A 17,949-nucleotide genomic window follows, 5' to 3' on the forward strand; every position below is an offset into this window, starting at 1 on the left:
GAATCGGGTCAGCCATCGGTTCCTAGCCGGATAACTTCATTGCTTAATGGTCTAATGTAGAGGCACGCAAACATTTCCCGTCATACAAGTCGGCGATACCCAACTCGTTACTGTGCCGATGGCCGCTTACCAGCACTGAAAGCCTACAGACTGCGGACGATCAGACCTCCTCGCTAACCGGTGGTTCGAAGCGCTGCCGACTGTTGATCCTCAGGTCATTGGCGCCACACCAGCTTGAAAACTTCTCGGCCCCCTCGAGCTGTTCCGTGTGTACCCAAATATCGATTCCATCGTTGCCGAGTCGGTGAACAACAAGCTGAGTCTGCTCACTCGCCCACAACAGATTCCAGCGATCAGTGAGTCGCTCATCAAGCTCCACACCCAGCGATTGGGCCAACGCCCTCAGCGAAGGTTTCAACGCTTCGTCGGACGTCCCTCGCCGCATCGCAGACTCAAGGTAGCTGAGACCCATTCGCTTCCGCAGGGCAAAAAGTCTGATGGCGACGTGCCATTCAACGCATTGCTGGGCACTGCAGTACCTCCGCTTCCCATCAAAAATCTGACCTTGCGCGTCAATGCTCCAGATAGGAACAGCTTCTTCCCAGGCAAAATAAAAGGATTGGGTGTCCTCAATCAGCCCCCCGGTGTCTGAAAGGTCGAAATCCAGCGGGCGATTCCACCCGTAAGGGAGGGTGATACCGCCCAGCTCCCTCTGCACATCCAGCATCACGGGAGGAACATGACCCAAAAGTTCCGTCAGGGCCGCTGTCAGCTGGGCTGTGGTGGTCACGTCCTCCATGCTGCGGAAATACGTCGTGAGCGCGTGGAGCGCTGGTGGGGACCAGGGCCAGCGCAGGAGAGCCGCGGCCTGGCGTTGTTGCTCTGGCGTGTTGAGGTCTAGGTAGTTGCTTGCTGGACGGTTCACCATGTCCTCTTCATGACCCAGGATAGACAGAGCGTGGCCTGAGGGGCTGGCGTGGTTGCACGAACAAGCGCTCTCCTTCCGGGAAGGGGCAATCGAGTTCTTTCGATTCGCATCACCTCCAGATCAAAAAAGGTTTCTCGTATTAAATGCCCGCCTCCAAACGGAGACGGGCCAAGGGAAATCAAGCTGCCGCTTCGGCCTTCAGGATGTCCAGCAGGGCGTCGAGCTTGCTGGCCGGGATGGTGAAGATCGCGCCCATCGGCCCCACCTGCGCGCTGTAGGCGTCCAGCGCCGGGCTCAGGTCACCCAGGTAGGACTGCACCGGCACGCGGAACTGCAACGTCTCGCGGTTCTGGTTGTCGCCCTCGCCGTTGTTCTGGATGGCCACCCTCGGGTGCCAGTAGACCTTGTACAGCGGGTCAGCGCCGCCCTGGTGCCGGCGAATCACGATCATGCGGGCCGGGATGCTCGCGCCAGGGGCAAATGGGCTGATGGTGCCGCCGGCCAGCGCGTCGGTCATCGCCACCGGCACGCTGCCGACGTGCAGGGCGCGGACCGTTTCATCTGGGGTCAGCACGGGAATGTTGTCGTAGGTGGCCGTGACCTCCGTGGTGTCTTCCACCAGCAGCAGATCAGGACCGCCGTTCGGGTCCTGCGCCTTGATGCTCTCGCGGGTCACGTTGGTATTGATGGCGACCTTCTCGGCGGGCGGGAATAGGCCGAGATCGACCCACTCCGCTGCCGTGAGGATGTCACCGAACGCTTCGAGGGGGCTGAGCAGCACCTGGCGTCCCTCGCGGGTCAGGTTGGCGGCTTGGCGGGCGGTGGTGCTGTTCTTGGCGACAAGTGGCATGGTTACTCCTGAACGGCCCCGGTGTGGGTGCCGTCGATGGTGAGGGCGTCATAGGTGGGGCGGCAGATGTAGACGCCGGGCTGGAGGGGCGTGGGCTGGGCGGGCGTCACTTCACGGTGGGGCCCCGGGTCATGCGGGAACCCGCACAGGGCGCGGCTGACAAGGTGGGCCAGCTCCAGACAGGCGTCTGCGGTCCGCGCCAGGGAGGCCACCGGCACCCAGAACACGCCCGTTACGCCGTCCGAGCTGATCGAGAGCGGATCTTCCACCTGGACGTAGCCGTTTGGGTGCGCCGCCAGGTACCCGCTCAGGCCACCTGCCTGCCCCGGCTTACGCCCAGCCAGGGCCTGCTCCCGGTCTTCTGGCAGTAGCACCGGCGTTCCAGTCGGCAGGGCAGCCACCAGCCGGGCCTGAATGTCAGTGACCAGGGCGCGCATGGCTACCGCACCAGCCGACAGACCCCGACGGCCTGCCCGGTGAAGTCACTGACCTGTCCCCAGCTCACCAGCGTCAAGGTGCCGCCGTCCCATGGGAGGCTGGCCCCTTCACCGGGCGACGGATCGGCGGGGTGGGTCTTGACGAGGCGAACGTCTAGCACCTCCACCGTCCCTGTCAAGCGCTGGGCCAGTCGGGTGCCCTGATCCGTCTGGTTGGGGTCCTGAACACTGAAGCGGCAGGTGGTGCCGTCGCTCCAAGTATCGGTGTGGCGGAACCGGACGGCGTTCAGCTCGTCGTCCCCCTGAACCTCGGCCACCGCGTCCCTGATCTGAGTCAGCAGGGTCACAGCTCACCTCGCCGCGTGATGGTGAAGGCCGGACCACCGCTGCTGCCCGTCCGGATCCCGGCCAGCGGGGACCGGATCAGGCCGCCCCGCTGGCCCTGGCTGACCTCGGCACGCAGCCGGGCCGCCTGGGCACACCAGGTGTCCGCGTCCACGCTCGCTGTGTTGGTGGCCGCGAACTTCTCGACCTCCAGCTCGCCGTCAATCTTGATGCGCTTGACGCCGCCGCTGCTGCCGGCGGCCTGTTTTGAGGCGTCCAGGCACGCGGTTTCCAGCACGTCCGCCGCCACGAGTCGCAGATCGGCGTACACCTGAAAGGCGCGGGGAATGTTGACCCGCTGTTCTTCTGGCAACTGGGCGTGGTACGCCCAGGCTGCAGGCTTGACCCACACCTCCAGCTGGGCCTGCTGCAGCTCCGTCAGCTCAGGGGGAGCCACGGCTCAGCCCTCCGGCTGGACTTCAGGGACGGGCGGTGCAGTCAGCGCGGCCAGGATCTTATCGGCACTCTTCTCGCCGATCTTGTCCAGCGCGATCAGGTGAGCCCGGGCCTGCTCACCGGAGGCCAGCAGCCGCAGCCCTTCCAGGGTTTGGATGCCGTTGCCGCGCAACTCCTTGACCGATGGGAAGTCATCGGCCAGCGGCTGGCCGTCCTCGCGGTTGGCCTGGATCAGCAGCTCCAGGAACGCCACCCGCCCCTGCAGCGCCGTGATGGTCTGCGTCTGGGCCGGGGCTGGTACGAGGGCTGCTTCGCGCGCCTCCCGTGCCAGGACCTCGATCAGCTGCCGGGTGGGCTGCTCGGGCAGCAGGCTGGCCATGGACACGAACGTGGCGTTGTCCGGGTCCTCCGGGAAGACGACACTCGCCACCACGTCGTCCTCCTTCAGGCCCATACCTTCCTGGACTTCCTCTGGCGCTTCCAGCGCGTCCAGGAAGGTCACGAAGGTGTACGTGCCGTCCTCGGCCACGAACACCACGGGGCTGCCGGCCTCGTAAGGGGTCAGCAGCGGTTCCTCCTGCGGCGCGGCAGGCACGGCTGGGCCCGCTGGGCCGATCTGGCCCAGGCGTTGCATCAGGCGGTAGTCGCGCCCAGCCTCCACCGGCACCGGGTCTCCTGGCTGGAGATGGACGGCGCCGAAGCGGAGGGGCCGGAGCGCGATGAATACTTGCTCTTTGGTCATTGAGGCTCCCTCAAAGGTGGTACTTGGGCTTACCAGTCGCTGGCCGCGGCTTCCACCACGTTGCTGAAGAACATGCCCAGGTCCGGCGCGACGATGTTCATGCCCACTGCCGTGTGCGCCTGCACCCAGTCCACGCCGCTGCGGTCGTCGTAGCCCCGGCGGATCAGCGCTAGGCCGCTGCCGATGCGTTCCTGCTCGCCCTTGAACTTGCTGTACAGGTTGTCCCACACGAAGGTGTAGCCGCCCGAGGGGGTGTTGCGACTGGGACGCGGCGCGGCGTAGGTCAGCAGCATGCTGCGCGGGTCCACGATGAACTTGAATTCGTCGTCCTGTCCTTCCAGCGCGGCGTTGTACACGCCGGTGGCGTCCATGACCCGCTCGACATCGAAGAAGCCGGCCATCAGGTCCAGATCGGCCACGCCCTTCTGGACGTACTTCACGCGGTCCACGATGTCCTCGTTAAAGGCCAGCGCGGCGGCCACGTCGCTGCCCAGGATCAGCCGGTTGGGCTTGCGGCCCGTCATCATCTTCATGCGGCGGGCGCGGGCACGGATGAACTGCGCCACGTTCACGCCCGGCTGATCGAAGCGCAGGAATTCCGGCGAGTCCGCGGCCTCGTTCGGGTTGGCAGCCACGCCGGTGTAGTTGAAGGCCCAACCCGCGTCCGGGCTCATGAAGCCCTCGATGAAGCGCAGATCGATGTCCGTGCGGGCCTGCTGGTTCAGGTACAGCGCGGCGTCTTCTTCCGGCTGCAGGGGGTTGCGGCTGCTGGCACGGTCCTCGGGATCAATGGCGCGTTCCAGGCTGCGGTGCGTGGTGCGGTAGTTGCCCTTCTTCTTGCTGGTGTGCGCCTGCACAGGCCGGTCACCATAGGCATGGTCACGGAACTCCGGGCGCAGCAGTTGGCCCCGGTTCCACACGTCGAACTCGCCAGCGGCCGTGTTCACGTTCACGGTAGGGAACACCTGCGGGGCCAGGAACTCCTGGTCCGCCTCGGTGTCGTCGATGGCGAGGTCCGTCAGGTAGCTGTCGCTGCGGCCGCCCTGGTGCATGGGAGGCAGCGGTCCGGTGGTGTCGTCGTAGGCCATCATCAGCGAACCCATCAGGTGGGTCAGATTTTTCAGCATGGGTGTCCTCCTGGGACAGGGATGGATGAAGCAGGCACGAAAAAGCCCCGGACTGACGTCTGGGGCGGCCCGCGCCGACTTCACCCGGTCGGTTTGCATTGAACGGTAAGGGGAGTGTAGATAGGGCCTGTGATCAGACCGTGACCGGCTTATGAGTCAGTTCAGGCCGTGCTGTGATCGAACTCGAAGGGCACGATGGCCCCGACAGGCCCAGCTTCCAGCACGATGCCGAACGCCTTTTCGCCTGCTGCGGCCTTCATGCCGACGCCATCTGCTCCGGCCTTGAGTTTGTCACCAGCTTTCAGGGCCTCGCCCCCCTTGATCTTGAGGCGGCCCTGGGTGTGCAGGGTGGTGCGGGCGCCCTTGCGGTCACCGGGGTAGAAGATGATGCCGATGACAGTATCGCCAGCACCAGCGACGTCGATCTCCTGATCGTTCTCGACTTCGGCGCTGTCGTTGCTGCTGGCACTGCCGGTCAGCTTGGCGGCGCGCCACTGGTAAGGGGTGAGGTCACGGGCGCTGGGCCCAGCGTGCGAGCCGGTGGGTTTGATGGTGGACACGGTTGGTCTCCTTGACGAGAGGGCGGAGAGGAGGGGCGGAGGTGGGCTTACTGAGCCCGGTACCGCTGGGCGAAGGCCGGGTCAGCCGCCAGGACCGCGCGGCCCGCGTCGGCGCGGCTGGTGCCCGGATTGGCCTTGATGTGGGCGGCCACACGGGTGCGGTAGTCGGCCTGCACGTTGCCGCTGTCGCGGTTGTCCTTGCTGCTGCCCGACTCGCTCAGGAGTTTTTGCTGTGCGCCGGTGGCATTCAGGCTCTGTTCCAGCGCCGTGTATTCCTCGGCGCTCAGCTTCTCGCTCGCACTCCGCAGGGTGGCCCCGAAGGCGGCGGGCTGACCCAGGGCGACGGCGCGCTCGGAGAACTCACGGTTCAGACGGTTGTCGCGCTCGGTGTTGGCCGTGGTCTGCGCGGTCTGGGCTTCCTGGCGGGCTGCGGCCGCCTCAGCCTGGGCGCTTTCGACGATGGCGCGGGCCTCGGGGCTGAGCTGACTGAGGTCCACGTTTGCGGCGGGCGTGCCGCTGCCCTGGGAATCCAGGTGGGCATTGAGGGCGTTGCGCTCTTCAGCGGTCAGCGCCTGTCCGGCCTGGACTTTGGCGAGGATGTCTTTAATGTTCATGGTCTGTTCCTCCTGCGCCTGGGGCGCTGAGATGGGGATGGAAGAACCCGCCTCCGTGGGGGCAGGCGGGTCTTCCGTGAGGCTTGCGTTCTGCTCAGCATCGGCGCTGGAGGCAGTGGGGGGAGGGGAAGCGCGGGCCTCCGGGTCTTCCTCGTCGTCAGGCGGCGGTGGCGGCGAGGGCTCGGGCAGTGGGACTGCACCGGTCTGCTCGCCGATGATGGTGCTCATGGTGCCGACGCGGTCTGCCAGGCCAGCCTTAATGGCGTCCGCCCCAGTCCAGACCTCACCGCTGGCCCACTGTTCGGCCACCACCGTCCGGGCTTTGCGGCGGCCCTTGGCCACTGCCGTGATGAACTGCGCGTACACGGCGTCCACCATCGCCTGGAACTCGGCTTTCGCCACGTCAGACAGCGGCTCGTAGGGTTGGCCGAGCGCCTTCTTCACGGCGCTGCGGATGTACGTGGCCACCACCCCCCAGTCGTTCAGGGCCTTGCTGTAGTCCATGTGGCTGATGATCACGCCGATGCTGCCGGTCAGGGCTGTCGGGCTAACCACGATCTCGCTGCACTGCGCGGCCACCCAGTACGCGGCGCTGCACGCCATGTCGTTGACCACGGCAGTGACGCGCTTCTTGCTGCGTGCATAGATCACGGCTTCCGCCGCCTCTACGGTTCCGGCCACCGTTCCGCCCGGGCTGTCGATGCTGACCACGATGCTCGTGACCGTCGGATCGTCGGCCAGTTGGCGGATCTCGCGGGCGAAGGTCTGCGGACTCAGGTAGCCGTAGTACGTCGCCCACTCCGGACAGCGGTTGATCACGACGCCGTGGAAGGTCACCAGGCCAACGCTGCGCCCGTTCTGTTTGACCAGCGGCAGTTTCTGCATGGTGACTTCGGGAGTGACGGTTTCTTCCATCGCCTGCATGGCCTTGCCGCTGGCGGCCAGTTGCTGCAGGTGGTCCAGCATCGAGTCCTTGATGGCCCAGGCCTGCCCGGAGAGGGCCTGTGTCAGGAATTGCGTGTTCTTGGACATGGCCTCTGCTTACCAGCGCTCGCCGGGGCCGTGGATGGCCCCAGGAAGAGGTGGAGTGGGCCGGGAGCTGCCCGGTGCTGGAGCAGGCCGGGGCGGCGGCGTGAGGACGCCAGGTTGCGGCAGTTCAGCGGCGGGCGGGGGGGTGCTGGGCGGACGTGGAGGCGGTGGGTTCATGTGTCTTCTCCTTGCTGCGGGCTGTCTTCGGCCCGCTCAGGCAGGCCCAGCTTCTGGCGCAGGCTGGCTTCCAGGTTGGGATCGTGCGTGATGCCGCCCGCATTCATGACACCCGCGAGCTGGTTCAGCAGGTTGCGCAGGGCCGCGTCACTCAGGCCGCCGTGCTCCAGCTCAGGCCACAACTCCGGAGGCACGCCGTTCAGGCGCATCAGGTTGGCCACGGCGAAGCGGTTGATCACCGACGCAATGCCGCCCAGGATGCCGGTCCCGGCCAGTTCGAACAGATCGGTCAGGTCTCCGCTCAAGGCCTGCGCGCCCTTGCCTTCGGAGCCCCCCAGCAGCAGGAAGGTGGACAGCAGGCTGGTGGCGATGCGCTGCGAGTAGCGCTTGATGATCTTGTCGGTGTCGTGGGCCCGGGTGCCGCCGCTGGTCAGCAGCTTGAAGGAATAGCCGGTGGGCAGGCGGTGGACCTTGCCGTCGTTGTCCGTCACTCCATATTCCTCAGCCGGGGTCAGGACGTAGGCGCGTTCATCGGCGCGCAACCCTGCCGCCATCTCCTGGACCAGTTGGACAGTGGACTGCTCGGCGGCGCTGGCTTCTGGACTGAGGTGCTCTACCGGCACGGTGACGTGCGGAATCCCGGCGAGGTCCCGTTCGATGCCTACCGCTTCAAACTCTTCCAGGCGAGTCTGGAAGCGGTAAGCCCGCCTGGCGTTGACCAGCATGGAGCGCCCTTCTGGATGCCCGCCCGCCTCGGTGGTGCGGAAGTGCAGGGCGCGCTGGATGGGGATGAACACTCGCCCGCCAGGGGCACTCTGGTACATGCCCTGAATACCGCCGTCGCCGTCATAAACCCAGGCGCTGAGGGTGCGCTGCGGGCGCAGAGCGAACTTGCGCCAGCCGATGCGGTTGTCGTTGAAGCGGCTGCGGTACTTCGCGTCTGGCTGCTCGGGGCCGCGCCGCAGTTTGTAGACCACCTCGAAGTAGGCCCAGCCGTGCACGAGCATGCTCAGGATCTCGGCCATCAGGGACGGCCAGGTGTGGCTCATGTCCGCCCGGCACTCTTCCAGGAACTCCGCCCAGAGTTGCGCCTCGGTGCTGTCGTCAGCGGGGACGGCGTGCCACTCCACCTGTCGGAACATGGACTCCAGCGCCAGGAACACGCCGCCGACCACGGGATCCTCATCGCGGATGCGCTGATAGAGCTGGGCGGCATACAGCCCTTCCTCCGGGAGGAACTCGCGGAACCAGGCGTCCTGACGGTGGCCGCTGACACCGATGATGCCGAGGTCTGCTTTCTGGGTTTTCTGGGGTTGCGTGATGGTCTGTCACCTCCTTTTACCTGCGGAACAGGGATTTCTTCTGGCCACCAATCGCCCCGGTGTTGATGGGGGCGGCCGGGGAACGGACGGGCGTGGCGGCCCGGCGCACCGCTACGAACAGCCGCTCCGGGGCCAGGGTCAGCACCGCGCCGTCCCCGTCGTCGGGCGACTGCCCTTTCGTGCGCTTCTTGAAGTCGGACTTCTTCTCCAGCTTGCGGACGTCACGGTCTCCCTTCGTGACGTAGCCGTACTTGCGTTCGGTCAGGTCCCGCTTGAGGAGCAGGGGAGGGTGCTCAATGCGGATGACACTTAGCACCTCATCGGTCAGGGCGTACATCTCGGTCACCAGATCGGCGTACTGGTCCGGATCCTTGGGCGAGCTGCCAAAGGCCACCTCGTGCACCACGTAGCCGTCGGGGAAGAGGGCCGCCAGTTCCACCAGCTTGCTCAGCCCGTCCACGATGCCGCCGCCGTAGCCAGCATCGACGCGAACACTCAGACGGGTCACGCCCTGCGCGGCCAGTCGCCGCGCCGCCCGTGCGACAGCTTGCACATAGCGGTCCGTGCGGGTGATCTCGTCCAGCTCCTGCGCGCCCTGGATGGCCTCCTCGAAGCGCAGCACGCGGCGGGCCAGGGAGTAGATCGTCCCGGCGTCGTCCCCGAAGCGGCTGCAATCCACGCCGATCTGAGCAGCCCAGATCTCGCGGGGTGGGTCTCCCTCAATCAGCGGCGCCGGGACAATCTCACGGTCCCGGCAGGCGTCAAAACGCCCGGCACTGATGAAGGTGTCGCCACCGCCACCGCTGGGTGGGATGCCAAGCGCGCCGTACAGAAACCCGCGCTTGGGGGCGAAAACAGTGCCAGCCGGGTGTACGCCGCCGCCAGCTTTCGGTACGGCCCACGGCACGCTGAAGGTGTGGCGGGCTTCGTCGTGGGCGGGCACCACCTCGCAGCCGAAGGTGCGCTGGTCCTCGATCCAGGCGTTGAAGGTGTCGCGCCCCGTGCCGCCGGGCACCTCACTGGTGCCGTTCCAGACGTTCGGGAAGTCCAGCAGGCTCAGGCGGAAGGCCAGGGCCAGCGGGTGCAGCTTCATCTCCTGGAAGGTGGATGAAGAGGTCTTGGGGTTGGCGATCAGCAGCCAGAGCCGCACCGTGTTTCCGGTGAACTGGCGCTTGACCGCGTCGTACATGAACTCGGGGATGCCCTCGGCTTCCTCGAAGACCCACAGGTGGAAGTCGTTGTGCTGGCCCTGGGCGCGCTCAGTGCCGCTGCCACCCGCGTCGTTGGTGGTGAAGCCCATCGCGAAGTGGTTGGCGGCCTGCTCGGCGCGCATGTCGCGGGGTAGCAGGCCCGGCATGACGTTGCGCCGCCGGGCGCGGGCATTGGTGACGTGGGTGCGCACATCCTTCCACAGGGTGTCGCGCACCTGCTGGACGCTGTTGGCGGTGGACTGGACGACGGAGGGCTGGAAGCAGCGGTAGAACCACGCCATGACGGGCGCTTCCAGCCCATAAGTTTTCCCAGGCCGTGGCCCGCCTCGACGACAAAGATGTACGGCACGTTCTGCTCGCCGTCCAGTTGCCGGATCACGCTGTCCTGAATCGCCTCCAGCACTTCATACTGGCCGGGCTTGCCATTCACGCCCTTCCAGGGGGTCATGCCCAAGACGCGCGTGCAGAAGCCGATCAAGTCGCGGCTGTAGCGTTCCGTCCACTTTTCCTGCTCATTGCGGTCCTGCTGCTGCGGCTGCAACTTGCCCATCTCTTGCAGCCTCTTCCTGGCGATGGCCCGCATCACGTCTCGCCGGGTGGGCTTATAGGCGCTAGAAGTCGTCATCTTCGTTCTCGTCGGGGGGCAGCATCCCGGCCAGTTGCCACAGCTCGGCCTCGCTGTGCTTATCCAGGTCATCGGGAGAGCGGATCCGCCCGATCTTGATGCTGACCTCCTCCATGCCCAGCGCCTTGCGCTCCAGCTCCGCGCCGATCTTGGCGTAGCGGGCGATGTCCACCGGTTCCAGCAGCTCAGGCTTCTGGTGCGAGAGGCCGCGCACGGCCAGGTGGATGAAGGACTTGCCCAGCCGGGCCTGGCGCACGCGGACCTCGGTCTTCATGTCGAGGTCAAGCTGCCGGAGCCTGCCGTCTACCTGCCGAACGAATTCGGCCTTCAGGTCTACCCAGTCTTCGGCGCTGGAACGTTTCTCGATGGCCCGTTTGGTGGGGTAGCCGTCGCGTGCGGCAAGAGCGGTAAACGTCACCGATTCGTCGCCCCGGATGTACTCGCGGCGGATAGCGTTCCAGTCATACTTGGGACGCCTGTCGCCCTGGGGCTTCGCCCCGCTGCTGCTGGTCTTTTTCTTCTGCTTGGCGGGGCTGGGCATGGATGGTCACCTCCTTCCAGGTGCATGTGAGTTCAGGCGGGAATCGTCACCAGATGCCCCACATGGATGTGATCGTTGCCGCCGTCCTTCTCGGTCACCCACTCCGGCACGCTGATCTCCCAGCGCTGGAAGTCCCGGCTGAAGTCGGGCACCTCGGTCAGCCGCAGCGGCATGCCTGCGCCCGCGTCAAGCTGCAGACGTACCGTGGCGATCATGCCGATCTCGGCGAGGCCGCTGAAGAGCTGGGCAACGGTGGTGTCGATGATTCGGGGGGTGGCAGCAGGCGTTCCGTTCATGCGTCCACAATCGCTCTGTTAGGCCCGCTGAAGGTGTTCGGGGCGTGTGCAGGACAGGCCCCGGCGCTCGGCCCGTTCCAGGACCGCGGACACGTAACGCGGCTCGATCTCAGTGGCGTAGCAGGTGCTGCCGTGCTGCTCGGCGGCCAGCAGGGTCATGCCGCTGCCCAGGCAGAAATCCAGCACGTTCATGCCGGGTTCGGCGAGCAGCTCCAGCACCCACACCCCAAGGGCAATCGGCTTCTGCGTCGGGTGGATCCGGCGCTCGTCGGTCTCGCTGGCCCGCGCGCCGCCGCTCCACAGGTGGCGGAACATGCGGGCGGCTCGGTGCTGGTTGGTCCAGGCCAGCTCGACGTCGGCGAAACTCATGCCGTCGTTCTGCTTGTCCCAGACCAGCCAGCCCATGCTGGGCGGAAGCAGATCGGCGTAGTAGTTGCCGCCCCACCAGATCTGCACGGCTTTCGGGTAACGCGTGACCGCCAAACGGTAAGCGCGGGCCGCGACGTCGGTGCTGTCGTCGCCCTGCACGGGCAGGTAGCCGTCGCTGCTGCCGATCATCCCCTTGCCGTCCACGATCTTGATGCCGTAGGGCGGGTCGCAATGGACCAGATCGATGGTGACCCAGCCGATCAAATGGTCCAGAGTGGCTGGATCGGTGCCGTCTGCGCAAAGGATGCGGTGGTGTTGGCCAGGGCGAGTCGCGCTCTCGATCAGCCACAAGTCCCCCGGCTGGACGTTCCACTTCGCCTGCGCGGCTTCGAGTTCGGCCAGGCGGGCGGGGGTGTCCTCGCCGTCGTTCTCGGCGGGGGCGTCGTCAGCCAGGTCCGCCAGGAGCGTGTCCAGATCGTCGGCATCGTAACCAGTCCCGATCAGGCCTGCTGGATCGTCTGCGGCCAGTTCTTGGAGCAGCTGGGCGAGGGCTTCTTCGTCGCGTGTCGCCAGCTCGGCGGTTCTGTTGTCCGCGAGGAGGATCTTCAGGGCGCGGGTGTCGTCCACGTTTACCCAGATCACCGGCACCTGCTGCGCGCCGGACTGGACGGCGGCCCGGTAGCGGTGGTGGCCGACCAGGATGTGTCCAGTGCTGCGCTGGGCGATCACCGCGCCATAGAAGCCGTTTTCCTCGATGCTGGCCTGAATGGCCTCGACATTACCGGTGTTCGGATTGCGCGGATGGGGCCGGAGATCGGCGACGGCGACGAGCTCCTGGGCGTGATTAATAATCTGCATGGTCCTCCATTTCCGCTGTCTACCGTGGTAGACGTGCAGTGACTTATTCCTGGTGGCAACGGCGGGACTCGAACCCGCGCACTGGTCAGCGTCAGACCTGTATCCAACCCGTCGTGCTCTCCGGGCCGTTGCCGTATCCAGCTTCGCCCTCACCGTCGCGCTCGCTCCTGCTGATCGGAGCGGCGTCTAGCAGCCTGCCCGCACCCATGGGGCGAGGGACTGACAGCAGCCGGTTACAGCGTCGCGCGTGCCAACTGCTCAGGGCCACGCTTCCTGCAACTCGCAGGCATGAGGTGACCGTCTCTCCGGTCATGTCACGACAAACCTGTTGTTGGCCTGCAAGGGTGACGGCAGGAGGCCGCCACCGGATTTCGGCAGCAATGGGCGGGCCACCTTCTGGGTCAGGGAAAGGCACGCCCCACCTCCGGTTACTCGGAACGCGGCGTAGTGGGGATGGCGGTCTGGGGTGAGTACACGGTGAGCCTGGGCGGTCCCCGTTGCTAAGCTGGCGCAATGAGCCGGCATTCGGTGCAGAAGTTCGTTCGGTTAGGCCATGACATCGAAATCATCAAGGACTGCCGGACCCTTCCAGGCCAGCTCCACCCGGAGGGCTGGCCCACCTTCGAAGTGCGTTACGGCCTGATCTTCGATGGCCAGCTGACCAACTGGAGTGACGTCGTGCGGGCCGCGGACGACGAGCGCACCGCCCTCAGAATGGCGGACCTGGGCCGACGCCGGGCGCTTCGACTGGGGCCGAGAGCCGCAGGCACGGGCTGTTCAGGCACGCCTTGTGGCGATCCGGCGGCCCCGACCGGGGGCGAGAACGGCACTGAGTCGTCTGATCAACCGGCGGCAGGGTAGGGGGCAGAGAAGACGCCAATGGGTACACTGGCGGCATGGTCAAAACGCCGATCCGACGGTTCTCATACCTGGATCACGACATCGAGATCATCCGGGACCGGACCAACCTCCCCGCCGCCTCGCAGCTCGAGCCGCGGGTCGGCATCCAGGTGCGCTACGGCCTGAAGTTCGACGGCCAGCTCACCGACTGGAGCGCCTTCGTCGAGGCCACCGAGGACGAGGCGTCCGCGCAGGCCATGATTGAGCTGGCCCTGCGGCGGGCCCAGGCCCTGAGCAACAAGAAGGGGTTCTCCGGCGTCTCGCCTGCGGCCTGAAGCGTCCGTTATGGGCGCCCCCGCCGGATCACGGGCGGTAGCTCTCCCCAGGCCGGGCAGCCGCCGAAGCACTCGCGGGTCAGGCCCAGCTCGTGCAGGTAGAACGGTTCGCGCACTTTTGGACGGGGCAAGGGTGGCCGTGGGTCAGGCCGGGCCAGATGCGCCTGGATCTGCTGGCGTCGGCGGTGACGTTTCGAAGCCTTTTTGCTGATGCCCACCACCTCCTGACACGAAAAAGCCCCACGCGGCGGTGGGGCGGCCCTCCCCGCCTTCACCCGGGCGGGATGTGTTGTCGGGTAAGGCGAATCTAGCCCACATCACGTCATGGGGGCGTGACGTTCGTCCCAGCCACGAAAAAGCCCCACACAGTGGTGGGGTGAAACTCCCGCCTCACATCGGCAGGGCCTGCTGGTGGATAGAGCGTAATCCGCCAAATGTCACACGGCTATGACGGTTCCTCACAAACATTGACCATAGAAAACCGCCCCGGAGGGCGACTGGTGGGGCGATCTCGACACTCTGAGAGCCAGGATAAAGATAATTAAGCGAATTAATGGGGTGTTTTGTCAAGCCCTCAGTACCGGTAGCGACGGCCACGGCGGCGCGGGGATCGTTTTGGCTTACTGAAAAGCAGTCCCAGGACAACCACAATGGCGGTCAATCCCTGCCAAAGATTAATGTCGTGCGTGAAGTAAATGCTCATAGCGACGACTGCAATTGGTATGGCAAAAGCAGCCAACACGAGGGGTGAAACCTTCTGGTTAAAGCGACCCGTCCATGCGAGACGAAGCAGTAAGACTGCAAATGCAGCGACGAACAGTGAAGCCAGTAGCCAAAGCGCCGAATAGATGTAAGGCTGATATTGAGTTGCTAGCGTGTTGAGAAAAAGATCAGGCATAAAAGGATTATAGATTTCATTGAGATGGTGTCAATGCAATTTTTGCAGAGGCGTCCCGAACCTTCTCTTCTTGCGGAGCATGATGTCCTGCAGTTGGGTGATCCGGTGGGATTTCCAGGCGATTTGCACCAGTGGCAAAATCATTTCGGAACAGGGCTGCCCGAATCGCTGAAAAGGCCCTCAAAAGATTGGGGTACTTACTCAACGTGGGTCTCAATTCCAGATACTCATCGTGTTCTTGGTAAATCATGTGCTCGTCGTCCGCCTGCCGCCGTCCCTGCTTGCGGCCGCCCGCCCGGTCACTGTGGTCCTCGATCCAGCGGCACAGCGAGGCCCAGCCCTGCGTCCCGACGCGCAGCCCAGTCAACGACTCGAGCTCGGCGGCGTTGGCCACCACGACGCTGTGACCGTCCTCGCCGTAGACGATGGTGAGGCGGGCGTAATACTGGGTCATCCCGCCGCCCTCGTGCTCCTCGCGGACGCTGAGCACATCGCCGTGGAAATAGCGTCCGGTGTGACGTTGGGTGCGGGTCCGGTCCAGTTCACGCTGGGCGGCCAGCGCAGTCAGCCGCAGTTGCTGCACTTGGAAAGCCAGGGTGAGCGCGTGATCTGCCTTGCCGGTCACCAGCATCTGGCAGGCTTCCAGCGCCAGGGGGTAAGCCTGGGTCAGGGTGTCCTGGGCCAGGGCGTGCAGCTCGCTGGGCTTGAGCGCGGTATTGCTGCCTGCCTCTGCCCCGCCAACGTCGCGCAGGCCCAGACCGATGAGCTGTCCCAGGACGCCGCGCACGCCGGCAGCCTCGCGCTCGGCTTCGCTCAAGTCGCGCACCTCGCGGTCTGAGAGGAAGTATCGGCGGTGGATGCATTTGGCAATGCTGTTGGTCATGGCCCGCTGCTCTTGGTCCAATCGTTCCACGTCGGTGTTCAGGGTGGGCGGGGACAGGGGCTGCGCTTTCGGCTGACCTCTCCCACCCCTGCCCGGTGGCTGCGCGGCAGTCTGCGCCTCTGCCTGTGCGGCCTCCAGCAGCACACGAGCGACGTCGAGCTTGGCCGCCTTCTCACTGCCCTTTGGGGCCACCATCCCGGCCAGTTGCCGGGCGCGGGCTTCACTGTCCTGCTGCTGTGCTGGGCTCGTCTCCCCCCGCAGCGCGGTCACCAGGCGTGTCCAGGCGGGGCGGCTGCGGGCGTCAGTCAAGAAGGCAGGGGTGTCTGCCTTGGGTGACGTGCGGCGAAGATGCCTCAGCGGCGCGGTCAGCAGCGCGCCATCAGGAAACTCCAGGCGCACGCTGGGGGTCTTCACGTCGTCGCGAGGGGCGCGGCGTACGGTGGCGCGGCTGCCGGAGTGGGGGCGCATGGTGGGCGGCAGGTAATACACGGTTTCGCCCACCTTCAGGTTCAGCAGGGCCTTGGCCCGCCGGCGCTCGCGGACAATCTCGCGCATTTCTTCTCGGGTGGGCGCATCGGACATCAGCGCACCTGACCTTCGAAGGGTTGCTCTTTCTGTTCCTGATCACGGCGCAGGTTTTCACGTGCCACCTCAGCCAGCGAGGGGCCACGCCGGGGGGCGTGGGCCGGGCCGTAGCGTTGGGCGTAGGTGTCCAGCGCCGCCTCGCCGAAGCCAGTCAACACGTAACCAGGGCCGTCCGGTCCCCACGTGACCCACTGGATGCGCCCGTCAGTTGACAGCACGCGTAAGAGGCCGCGCTGGTGGTCACTGATGGCCGCGCCTTCCTCCTGGGTCCACAGGCCGGAATCCTGCAAGGCATTCATGGTGGTTTTTGGAACGCCACTGAACACGGCCAGCAGGCGGTAGATGGGGGGCAGGTGGCGGTGGTGCTTTGGCTCTGGTTCGGTCATGCGTTTCTCTCCTCCTGCTCGACGGCCAGCAGGTCTTCTAGGGTCCAGACCACCACCACCCGGAATCCTGCGGCGCGCAGGCGGGCGTGACACTCCAGTTGAGCGGCGCTGGGTTTGTTCCCAGGTTGTTTGAGTTCGGCAAACCAGAGCCGACGCGGGGCGCGGTACAGGGTGAGGTCTGGCCAGCCTGCCGTGTACCAGATGGCCCCACCGCCAGCGCTGCCCTGCGGGCCTTCCTGGACGTCCCAGCCCAGCAGAATCAGTTGCTCCACCGCGTCGGCCTGGAAGGCCGCTTCGGAGGCGTAGCCGTTGCTGGCTGAACGTGGGAGGCCCCCGTCCGGCGTGCGGGCCGGGGCGGGGGTCTGGTGGTCAGGGAACAGGTGGGGGAACCGGCGCCGGTAGGCGCGCAGGAAGGCGTCGTCGAACGGGGTCAGAGCGGCACCTCTGCGCGTGGTTTGCACGGCGTCAGTCGCCGGGCTGGTGTGAATAGCCACCAGCGCCACCACGGGCACAGCCTCACGGTCTGCACGGCCACCGCCTCGAAGCGGGCCAGCAGCAGAGTGGCCGCGTCCCACTCTGCCTCGGCCAGCTTCTGGCCCCGGTGGGGCCCGCGCAGCACCTTCTGGGTCTCAAGGTCATACGGCAGCAACAGGCAGGAGCCCGCCGCTGTATCGATATCGCCAGGGTCAATGATGGCCCCCAGACTGTTGATGGCCGCGAGGGACTGACGGCGCTGTTCCGGGCAGCGCGGGCAACCCGCCCAGTGCCTGTTCCCGCCCCGGCACAGGGAGCAGGGCAGGTCACTCCGGGGCACGGTCACGCTCTCCTTCCCACATGGCGCGGGCGTGCCGAATGGCGTCCCAGAACGTTTTGCGGACTGGCCCTTCGCGACGTTCGCCGCTGCTGCGGTCTGTGGCGATGACCTGCCAGCCCTCGACGGTGCCCAGCAGTTCTACCTGGGCCAGGGAACGCAGATCGTCCAGCCAGTCCACCGGCTTCACGTCGTCGGTGCCCTGGAAGTCGCGCCGGTCCTGGCTTCCGCGCCGCACCGCTGTGGCGAGGGCCGGGCCGCGCTGCTTGGGGGGCAGGCTGCTGTACGGCACCGGCTTCCCGGTATCGGGATGTTCGATATGCGCGCCTTCGGCCATGGCCCGGTTCACGTCGGCCACCGCCTGCACGTCGGCGCTGCTGGGATGGGCCTTGCCTGTGGTGGCGCGGGTCACGTCCAGCACGATCTGGTAGTCCTCTGGCAGCACGCCGCCCAGGGCGCGGGTGATGCGCTCAGGGGGCAGCGGCAGATTCAGGACAGCGAACTCGCCAGCAGCGGCGGCGTAGTCGATCAGCTGGTAGGCACGCGGGCGCGAGAAGCCGAAACGGGCCAGGGCGTATTGCTCGAAGCTGGCAAACTCGCCGCGGTACAGGCGAGCGTCGCGAATCTCGGTCAGGGCGCGCCCCGCAAGCAGGGCGGCGGACGCGCCGACCAGGACCTGTTCTTCGAGCTCGGCCAGTCGGGCGCGCTCGTCAGGGGACAAGGACTGCAGCAGATCCGTTCGAGG

24 protein-coding genes are annotated in these 17,949 nt (G+C 66.0%); 2 read left to right on the forward strand and 22 right to left on the reverse strand.

All coding sequences use genetic code 11. The features are described 5' to 3' along the window. Nucleotides 1–160 precede the first annotated feature (160 nt). From FHR04_RS05950 to FHR04_RS06015, 15 genes are all read right to left on the reverse strand, one after another. A complete protein-coding gene (locus FHR04_RS05950) occupies nt 161–790 on the reverse strand; it encodes a hypothetical protein (RefSeq protein WP_139401571.1) in 630 nt (209 codons plus the stop codon). A 316-nt stretch (nt 791–1,106) separates the two neighbouring features. After that, complete coding sequence (locus FHR04_RS05955; RefSeq protein WP_139401573.1) at nt 1,107–1,778, reverse strand: hypothetical protein; 672 nt, start codon at nt 1,776–1,778, stop codon at nt 1,107–1,109. Nucleotides 1,779–1,780: 2 nt separating this feature from the next. Further along, complete coding sequence (locus tag FHR04_RS05960; RefSeq protein ID WP_139401575.1) at nt 1,781–2,215, reverse strand: hypothetical protein; 435 nt, start codon at nt 2,213–2,215, stop codon at nt 1,781–1,783. Between the two features lie 2 nt (nt 2,216–2,217). After that, nucleotides 2,218–2,562 (reverse strand): hypothetical protein, encoded by a 345-nt coding sequence (locus tag FHR04_RS05965; protein WP_139401577.1) that lies wholly within the window; start codon nt 2,560–2,562, stop codon nt 2,218–2,220. After that, nucleotides 2,559–2,996 (reverse strand): hypothetical protein, encoded by a 438-nt coding sequence (locus FHR04_RS05970; protein WP_139401579.1) that lies wholly within the window; start codon nt 2,994–2,996, stop codon nt 2,559–2,561. Before FHR04_RS05970 ends, FHR04_RS05965 begins: the two co-directional genes overlap by 4 nt. A gap of 3 nt (nt 2,997–2,999) precedes the next feature. Then, nucleotides 3,000–3,737 (reverse strand): hypothetical protein, encoded by a 738-nt coding sequence (locus FHR04_RS05975; RefSeq protein WP_139401581.1) that lies wholly within the window; start codon nt 3,735–3,737, stop codon nt 3,000–3,002. 29 nt (nt 3,738–3,766) lie between these two features. Next, the gene (locus FHR04_RS05980; protein ID WP_139401583.1) at nt 3,767–4,864 is read right to left on the reverse strand and encodes a hypothetical protein; all 1,098 of its coding nucleotides are present in this window, start codon (nt 4,862–4,864) and stop codon (nt 3,767–3,769) included. A gap of 161 nt (nt 4,865–5,025) precedes the next feature. Continuing rightward, on the reverse strand, nt 5,026–5,424 hold the full coding sequence (locus FHR04_RS05985; protein ID WP_139401585.1) for a hypothetical protein: 399 nt from the start codon (nt 5,422–5,424) through the stop codon (nt 5,026–5,028). Nucleotides 5,425–5,471: 47 nt separating this feature from the next. Then, nucleotides 5,472–7,070, reverse strand: coding sequence for a S49 family peptidase (locus tag FHR04_RS05990; RefSeq protein WP_139401588.1), 1,599 nt, complete (start codon nt 7,068–7,070; stop codon nt 5,472–5,474). A 9-nt stretch (nt 7,071–7,079) separates the two neighbouring features. Continuing rightward, nucleotides 7,080–7,244, reverse strand: a complete 165-nt coding sequence (locus tag FHR04_RS20890; protein ID WP_170213866.1) for a hypothetical protein — start codon at nt 7,242–7,244, stop codon at nt 7,080–7,082. Then, nucleotides 7,241–8,566: a phage portal protein family protein gene (locus FHR04_RS05995; protein WP_420810987.1), complete on the reverse strand. Its 1,326-nt coding sequence runs from the start codon at nt 8,564–8,566 to the stop codon at nt 7,241–7,243. The genes FHR04_RS20890 and FHR04_RS05995 overlap by 4 nt, the downstream gene beginning before the upstream one ends. Before the next feature lie 16 nt (nt 8,567–8,582). Further along, nucleotides 8,583–10,058, reverse strand: coding sequence for a hypothetical protein (locus FHR04_RS06000; protein ID WP_139401592.1), 1,476 nt, complete (start codon nt 10,056–10,058; stop codon nt 8,583–8,585). A 330-nt stretch (nt 10,059–10,388) separates the two neighbouring features. Further along, nucleotides 10,389–10,943 (reverse strand): hypothetical protein, encoded by a 555-nt coding sequence (locus tag FHR04_RS06005; RefSeq protein ID WP_139401594.1) that lies wholly within the window; start codon nt 10,941–10,943, stop codon nt 10,389–10,391. 32 nt (nt 10,944–10,975) lie between these two features. After that, entirely contained in the window at nt 10,976–11,239 is a 264-nt protein-coding gene (locus tag FHR04_RS06010) for a hypothetical protein (RefSeq protein ID WP_139401596.1), read from the reverse strand. Nucleotides 11,240–11,257: 18 nt separating this feature from the next. Beyond that, complete coding sequence (locus FHR04_RS06015; RefSeq protein WP_139401598.1) at nt 11,258–12,466, reverse strand: DNA methyltransferase; 1,209 nt, start codon at nt 12,464–12,466, stop codon at nt 11,258–11,260. A 513-nt stretch (nt 12,467–12,979) separates the two neighbouring features. On the opposite strand from FHR04_RS06015, the gene FHR04_RS06020 reads away from it, so the two are divergent. Both FHR04_RS06020 and FHR04_RS06025 read left to right on the forward strand, forming a co-directional pair. Beyond that, the gene (locus tag FHR04_RS06020; protein WP_139401600.1) at nt 12,980–13,327 is read left to right on the forward strand and encodes a hypothetical protein; all 348 of its coding nucleotides are present in this window, start codon (nt 12,980–12,982) and stop codon (nt 13,325–13,327) included. A gap of 35 nt (nt 13,328–13,362) precedes the next feature. Beyond that, complete coding sequence (locus FHR04_RS06025) at nt 13,363–13,641, forward strand: hypothetical protein (RefSeq protein WP_139401602.1); 279 nt, start codon at nt 13,363–13,365, stop codon at nt 13,639–13,641. A gap of 8 nt (nt 13,642–13,649) precedes the next feature. Here the strand turns inward: FHR04_RS06025 and FHR04_RS21570 are convergent, their stop codons facing one another. From FHR04_RS21570 to FHR04_RS06060, 7 genes are all read right to left on the reverse strand, one after another. Beyond that, entirely contained in the window at nt 13,650–13,772 is a 123-nt protein-coding gene (locus tag FHR04_RS21570) for a hypothetical protein (protein ID WP_276341346.1), read from the reverse strand. Between the two features lie 443 nt (nt 13,773–14,215). Then, nucleotides 14,216–14,539, reverse strand: coding sequence for a hypothetical protein (locus FHR04_RS06035; protein WP_139401604.1), 324 nt, complete (start codon nt 14,537–14,539; stop codon nt 14,216–14,218). 16 nt (nt 14,540–14,555) lie between these two features. Next, the gene (locus tag FHR04_RS06040; RefSeq protein WP_139401606.1) at nt 14,556–16,004 is read right to left on the reverse strand and encodes a hypothetical protein; all 1,449 of its coding nucleotides are present in this window, start codon (nt 16,002–16,004) and stop codon (nt 14,556–14,558) included. Continuing rightward, nucleotides 16,004–16,393 carry a hypothetical protein gene (locus tag FHR04_RS06045; protein ID WP_139401608.1) on the reverse strand — a complete coding sequence of 130 codons (390 nt, stop codon included), beginning with the start codon at nt 16,391–16,393 and terminating at the stop codon, nt 16,004–16,006. The genes FHR04_RS06040 and FHR04_RS06045 overlap by 1 nt, the downstream gene beginning before the upstream one ends. Then, on the reverse strand, nt 16,390–16,854 hold the full coding sequence (locus FHR04_RS06050) for a PDDEXK family nuclease (RefSeq protein ID WP_249039002.1): 465 nt from the start codon (nt 16,852–16,854) through the stop codon (nt 16,390–16,392). Before FHR04_RS06050 ends, FHR04_RS06045 begins: the two co-directional genes overlap by 4 nt. Next, complete coding sequence (locus FHR04_RS06055) at nt 16,824–17,213, reverse strand: hypothetical protein (RefSeq protein ID WP_139401610.1); 390 nt, start codon at nt 17,211–17,213, stop codon at nt 16,824–16,826. The genes FHR04_RS06050 and FHR04_RS06055 overlap by 31 nt, the downstream gene beginning before the upstream one ends. Continuing rightward, complete coding sequence (locus FHR04_RS06060) at nt 17,194–17,925, reverse strand: hypothetical protein (protein ID WP_139401612.1); 732 nt, start codon at nt 17,923–17,925, stop codon at nt 17,194–17,196. Before FHR04_RS06060 ends, FHR04_RS06055 begins: the two co-directional genes overlap by 20 nt. Nucleotides 17,926–17,949: the final 24 nt, after the last annotated feature.

This window comes from Deinococcus radiopugnans ATCC 19172 (assembly GCF_006335125.1).
Taxonomy (GTDB): domain Bacteria; phylum Deinococcota; class Deinococci; order Deinococcales; family Deinococcaceae; genus Deinococcus; species Deinococcus radiopugnans.

Coding starts and splice junctions, on each gene's coding strand:
- FHR04_RS06015 (WP_139401598.1), bottom strand. CDS start 12,466: ATGCAGATTATTAATCACGCCCAGGAGCTCGTCGCCGTCGCCGATCTC.
- FHR04_RS06025 (WP_139401602.1), top strand. CDS start 13,363: ATGGTCAAAACGCCGATCCGACGGTTCTCATACCTGGATCACGACATC.
- FHR04_RS06005 (WP_139401594.1), bottom strand. CDS start 10,943: ATGCCCAGCCCCGCCAAGCAGAAGAAAAAGACCAGCAGCAGCGGGGCG.
- FHR04_RS20890 (WP_170213866.1), bottom strand. CDS start 7,244: ATGAACCCACCGCCTCCACGTCCGCCCAGCACCCCCCCGCCCGCCGCT.
- FHR04_RS05955 (WP_139401573.1), bottom strand. CDS start 1,778: ATGCCACTTGTCGCCAAGAACAGCACCACCGCCCGCCAAGCCGCCAAC.
- FHR04_RS06000 (WP_139401592.1), bottom strand. CDS start 10,058: ATGGCGTGGTTCTACCGCTGCTTCCAGCCCTCCGTCGTCCAGTCCACC.
- FHR04_RS05990 (WP_139401588.1), bottom strand. CDS start 7,070: ATGTCCAAGAACACGCAATTCCTGACACAGGCCCTCTCCGGGCAGGCC.
- FHR04_RS06035 (WP_139401604.1), bottom strand. CDS start 14,539: ATGCCTGATCTTTTTCTCAACACGCTAGCAACTCAATATCAGCCTTAC.
- FHR04_RS06045 (WP_139401608.1), bottom strand. CDS start 16,393: ATGACCGAACCAGAGCCAAAGCACCACCGCCACCTGCCCCCCATCTAC.
- FHR04_RS05975 (WP_139401581.1), bottom strand. CDS start 3,737: ATGACCAAAGAGCAAGTATTCATCGCGCTCCGGCCCCTCCGCTTCGGC.
- FHR04_RS06040 (WP_139401606.1), bottom strand. CDS start 16,004: ATGTCCGATGCGCCCACCCGAGAAGAAATGCGCGAGATTGTCCGCGAG.
- FHR04_RS05960 (WP_139401575.1), bottom strand. CDS start 2,215: ATGCGCGCCCTGGTCACTGACATTCAGGCCCGGCTGGTGGCTGCCCTG.
- FHR04_RS05980 (WP_139401583.1), bottom strand. CDS start 4,864: ATGCTGAAAAATCTGACCCACCTGATGGGTTCGCTGATGATGGCCTAC.
- FHR04_RS06020 (WP_139401600.1), top strand. CDS start 12,980: ATGAGCCGGCATTCGGTGCAGAAGTTCGTTCGGTTAGGCCATGACATC.
- FHR04_RS06010 (WP_139401596.1), bottom strand. CDS start 11,239: ATGAACGGAACGCCTGCTGCCACCCCCCGAATCATCGACACCACCGTT.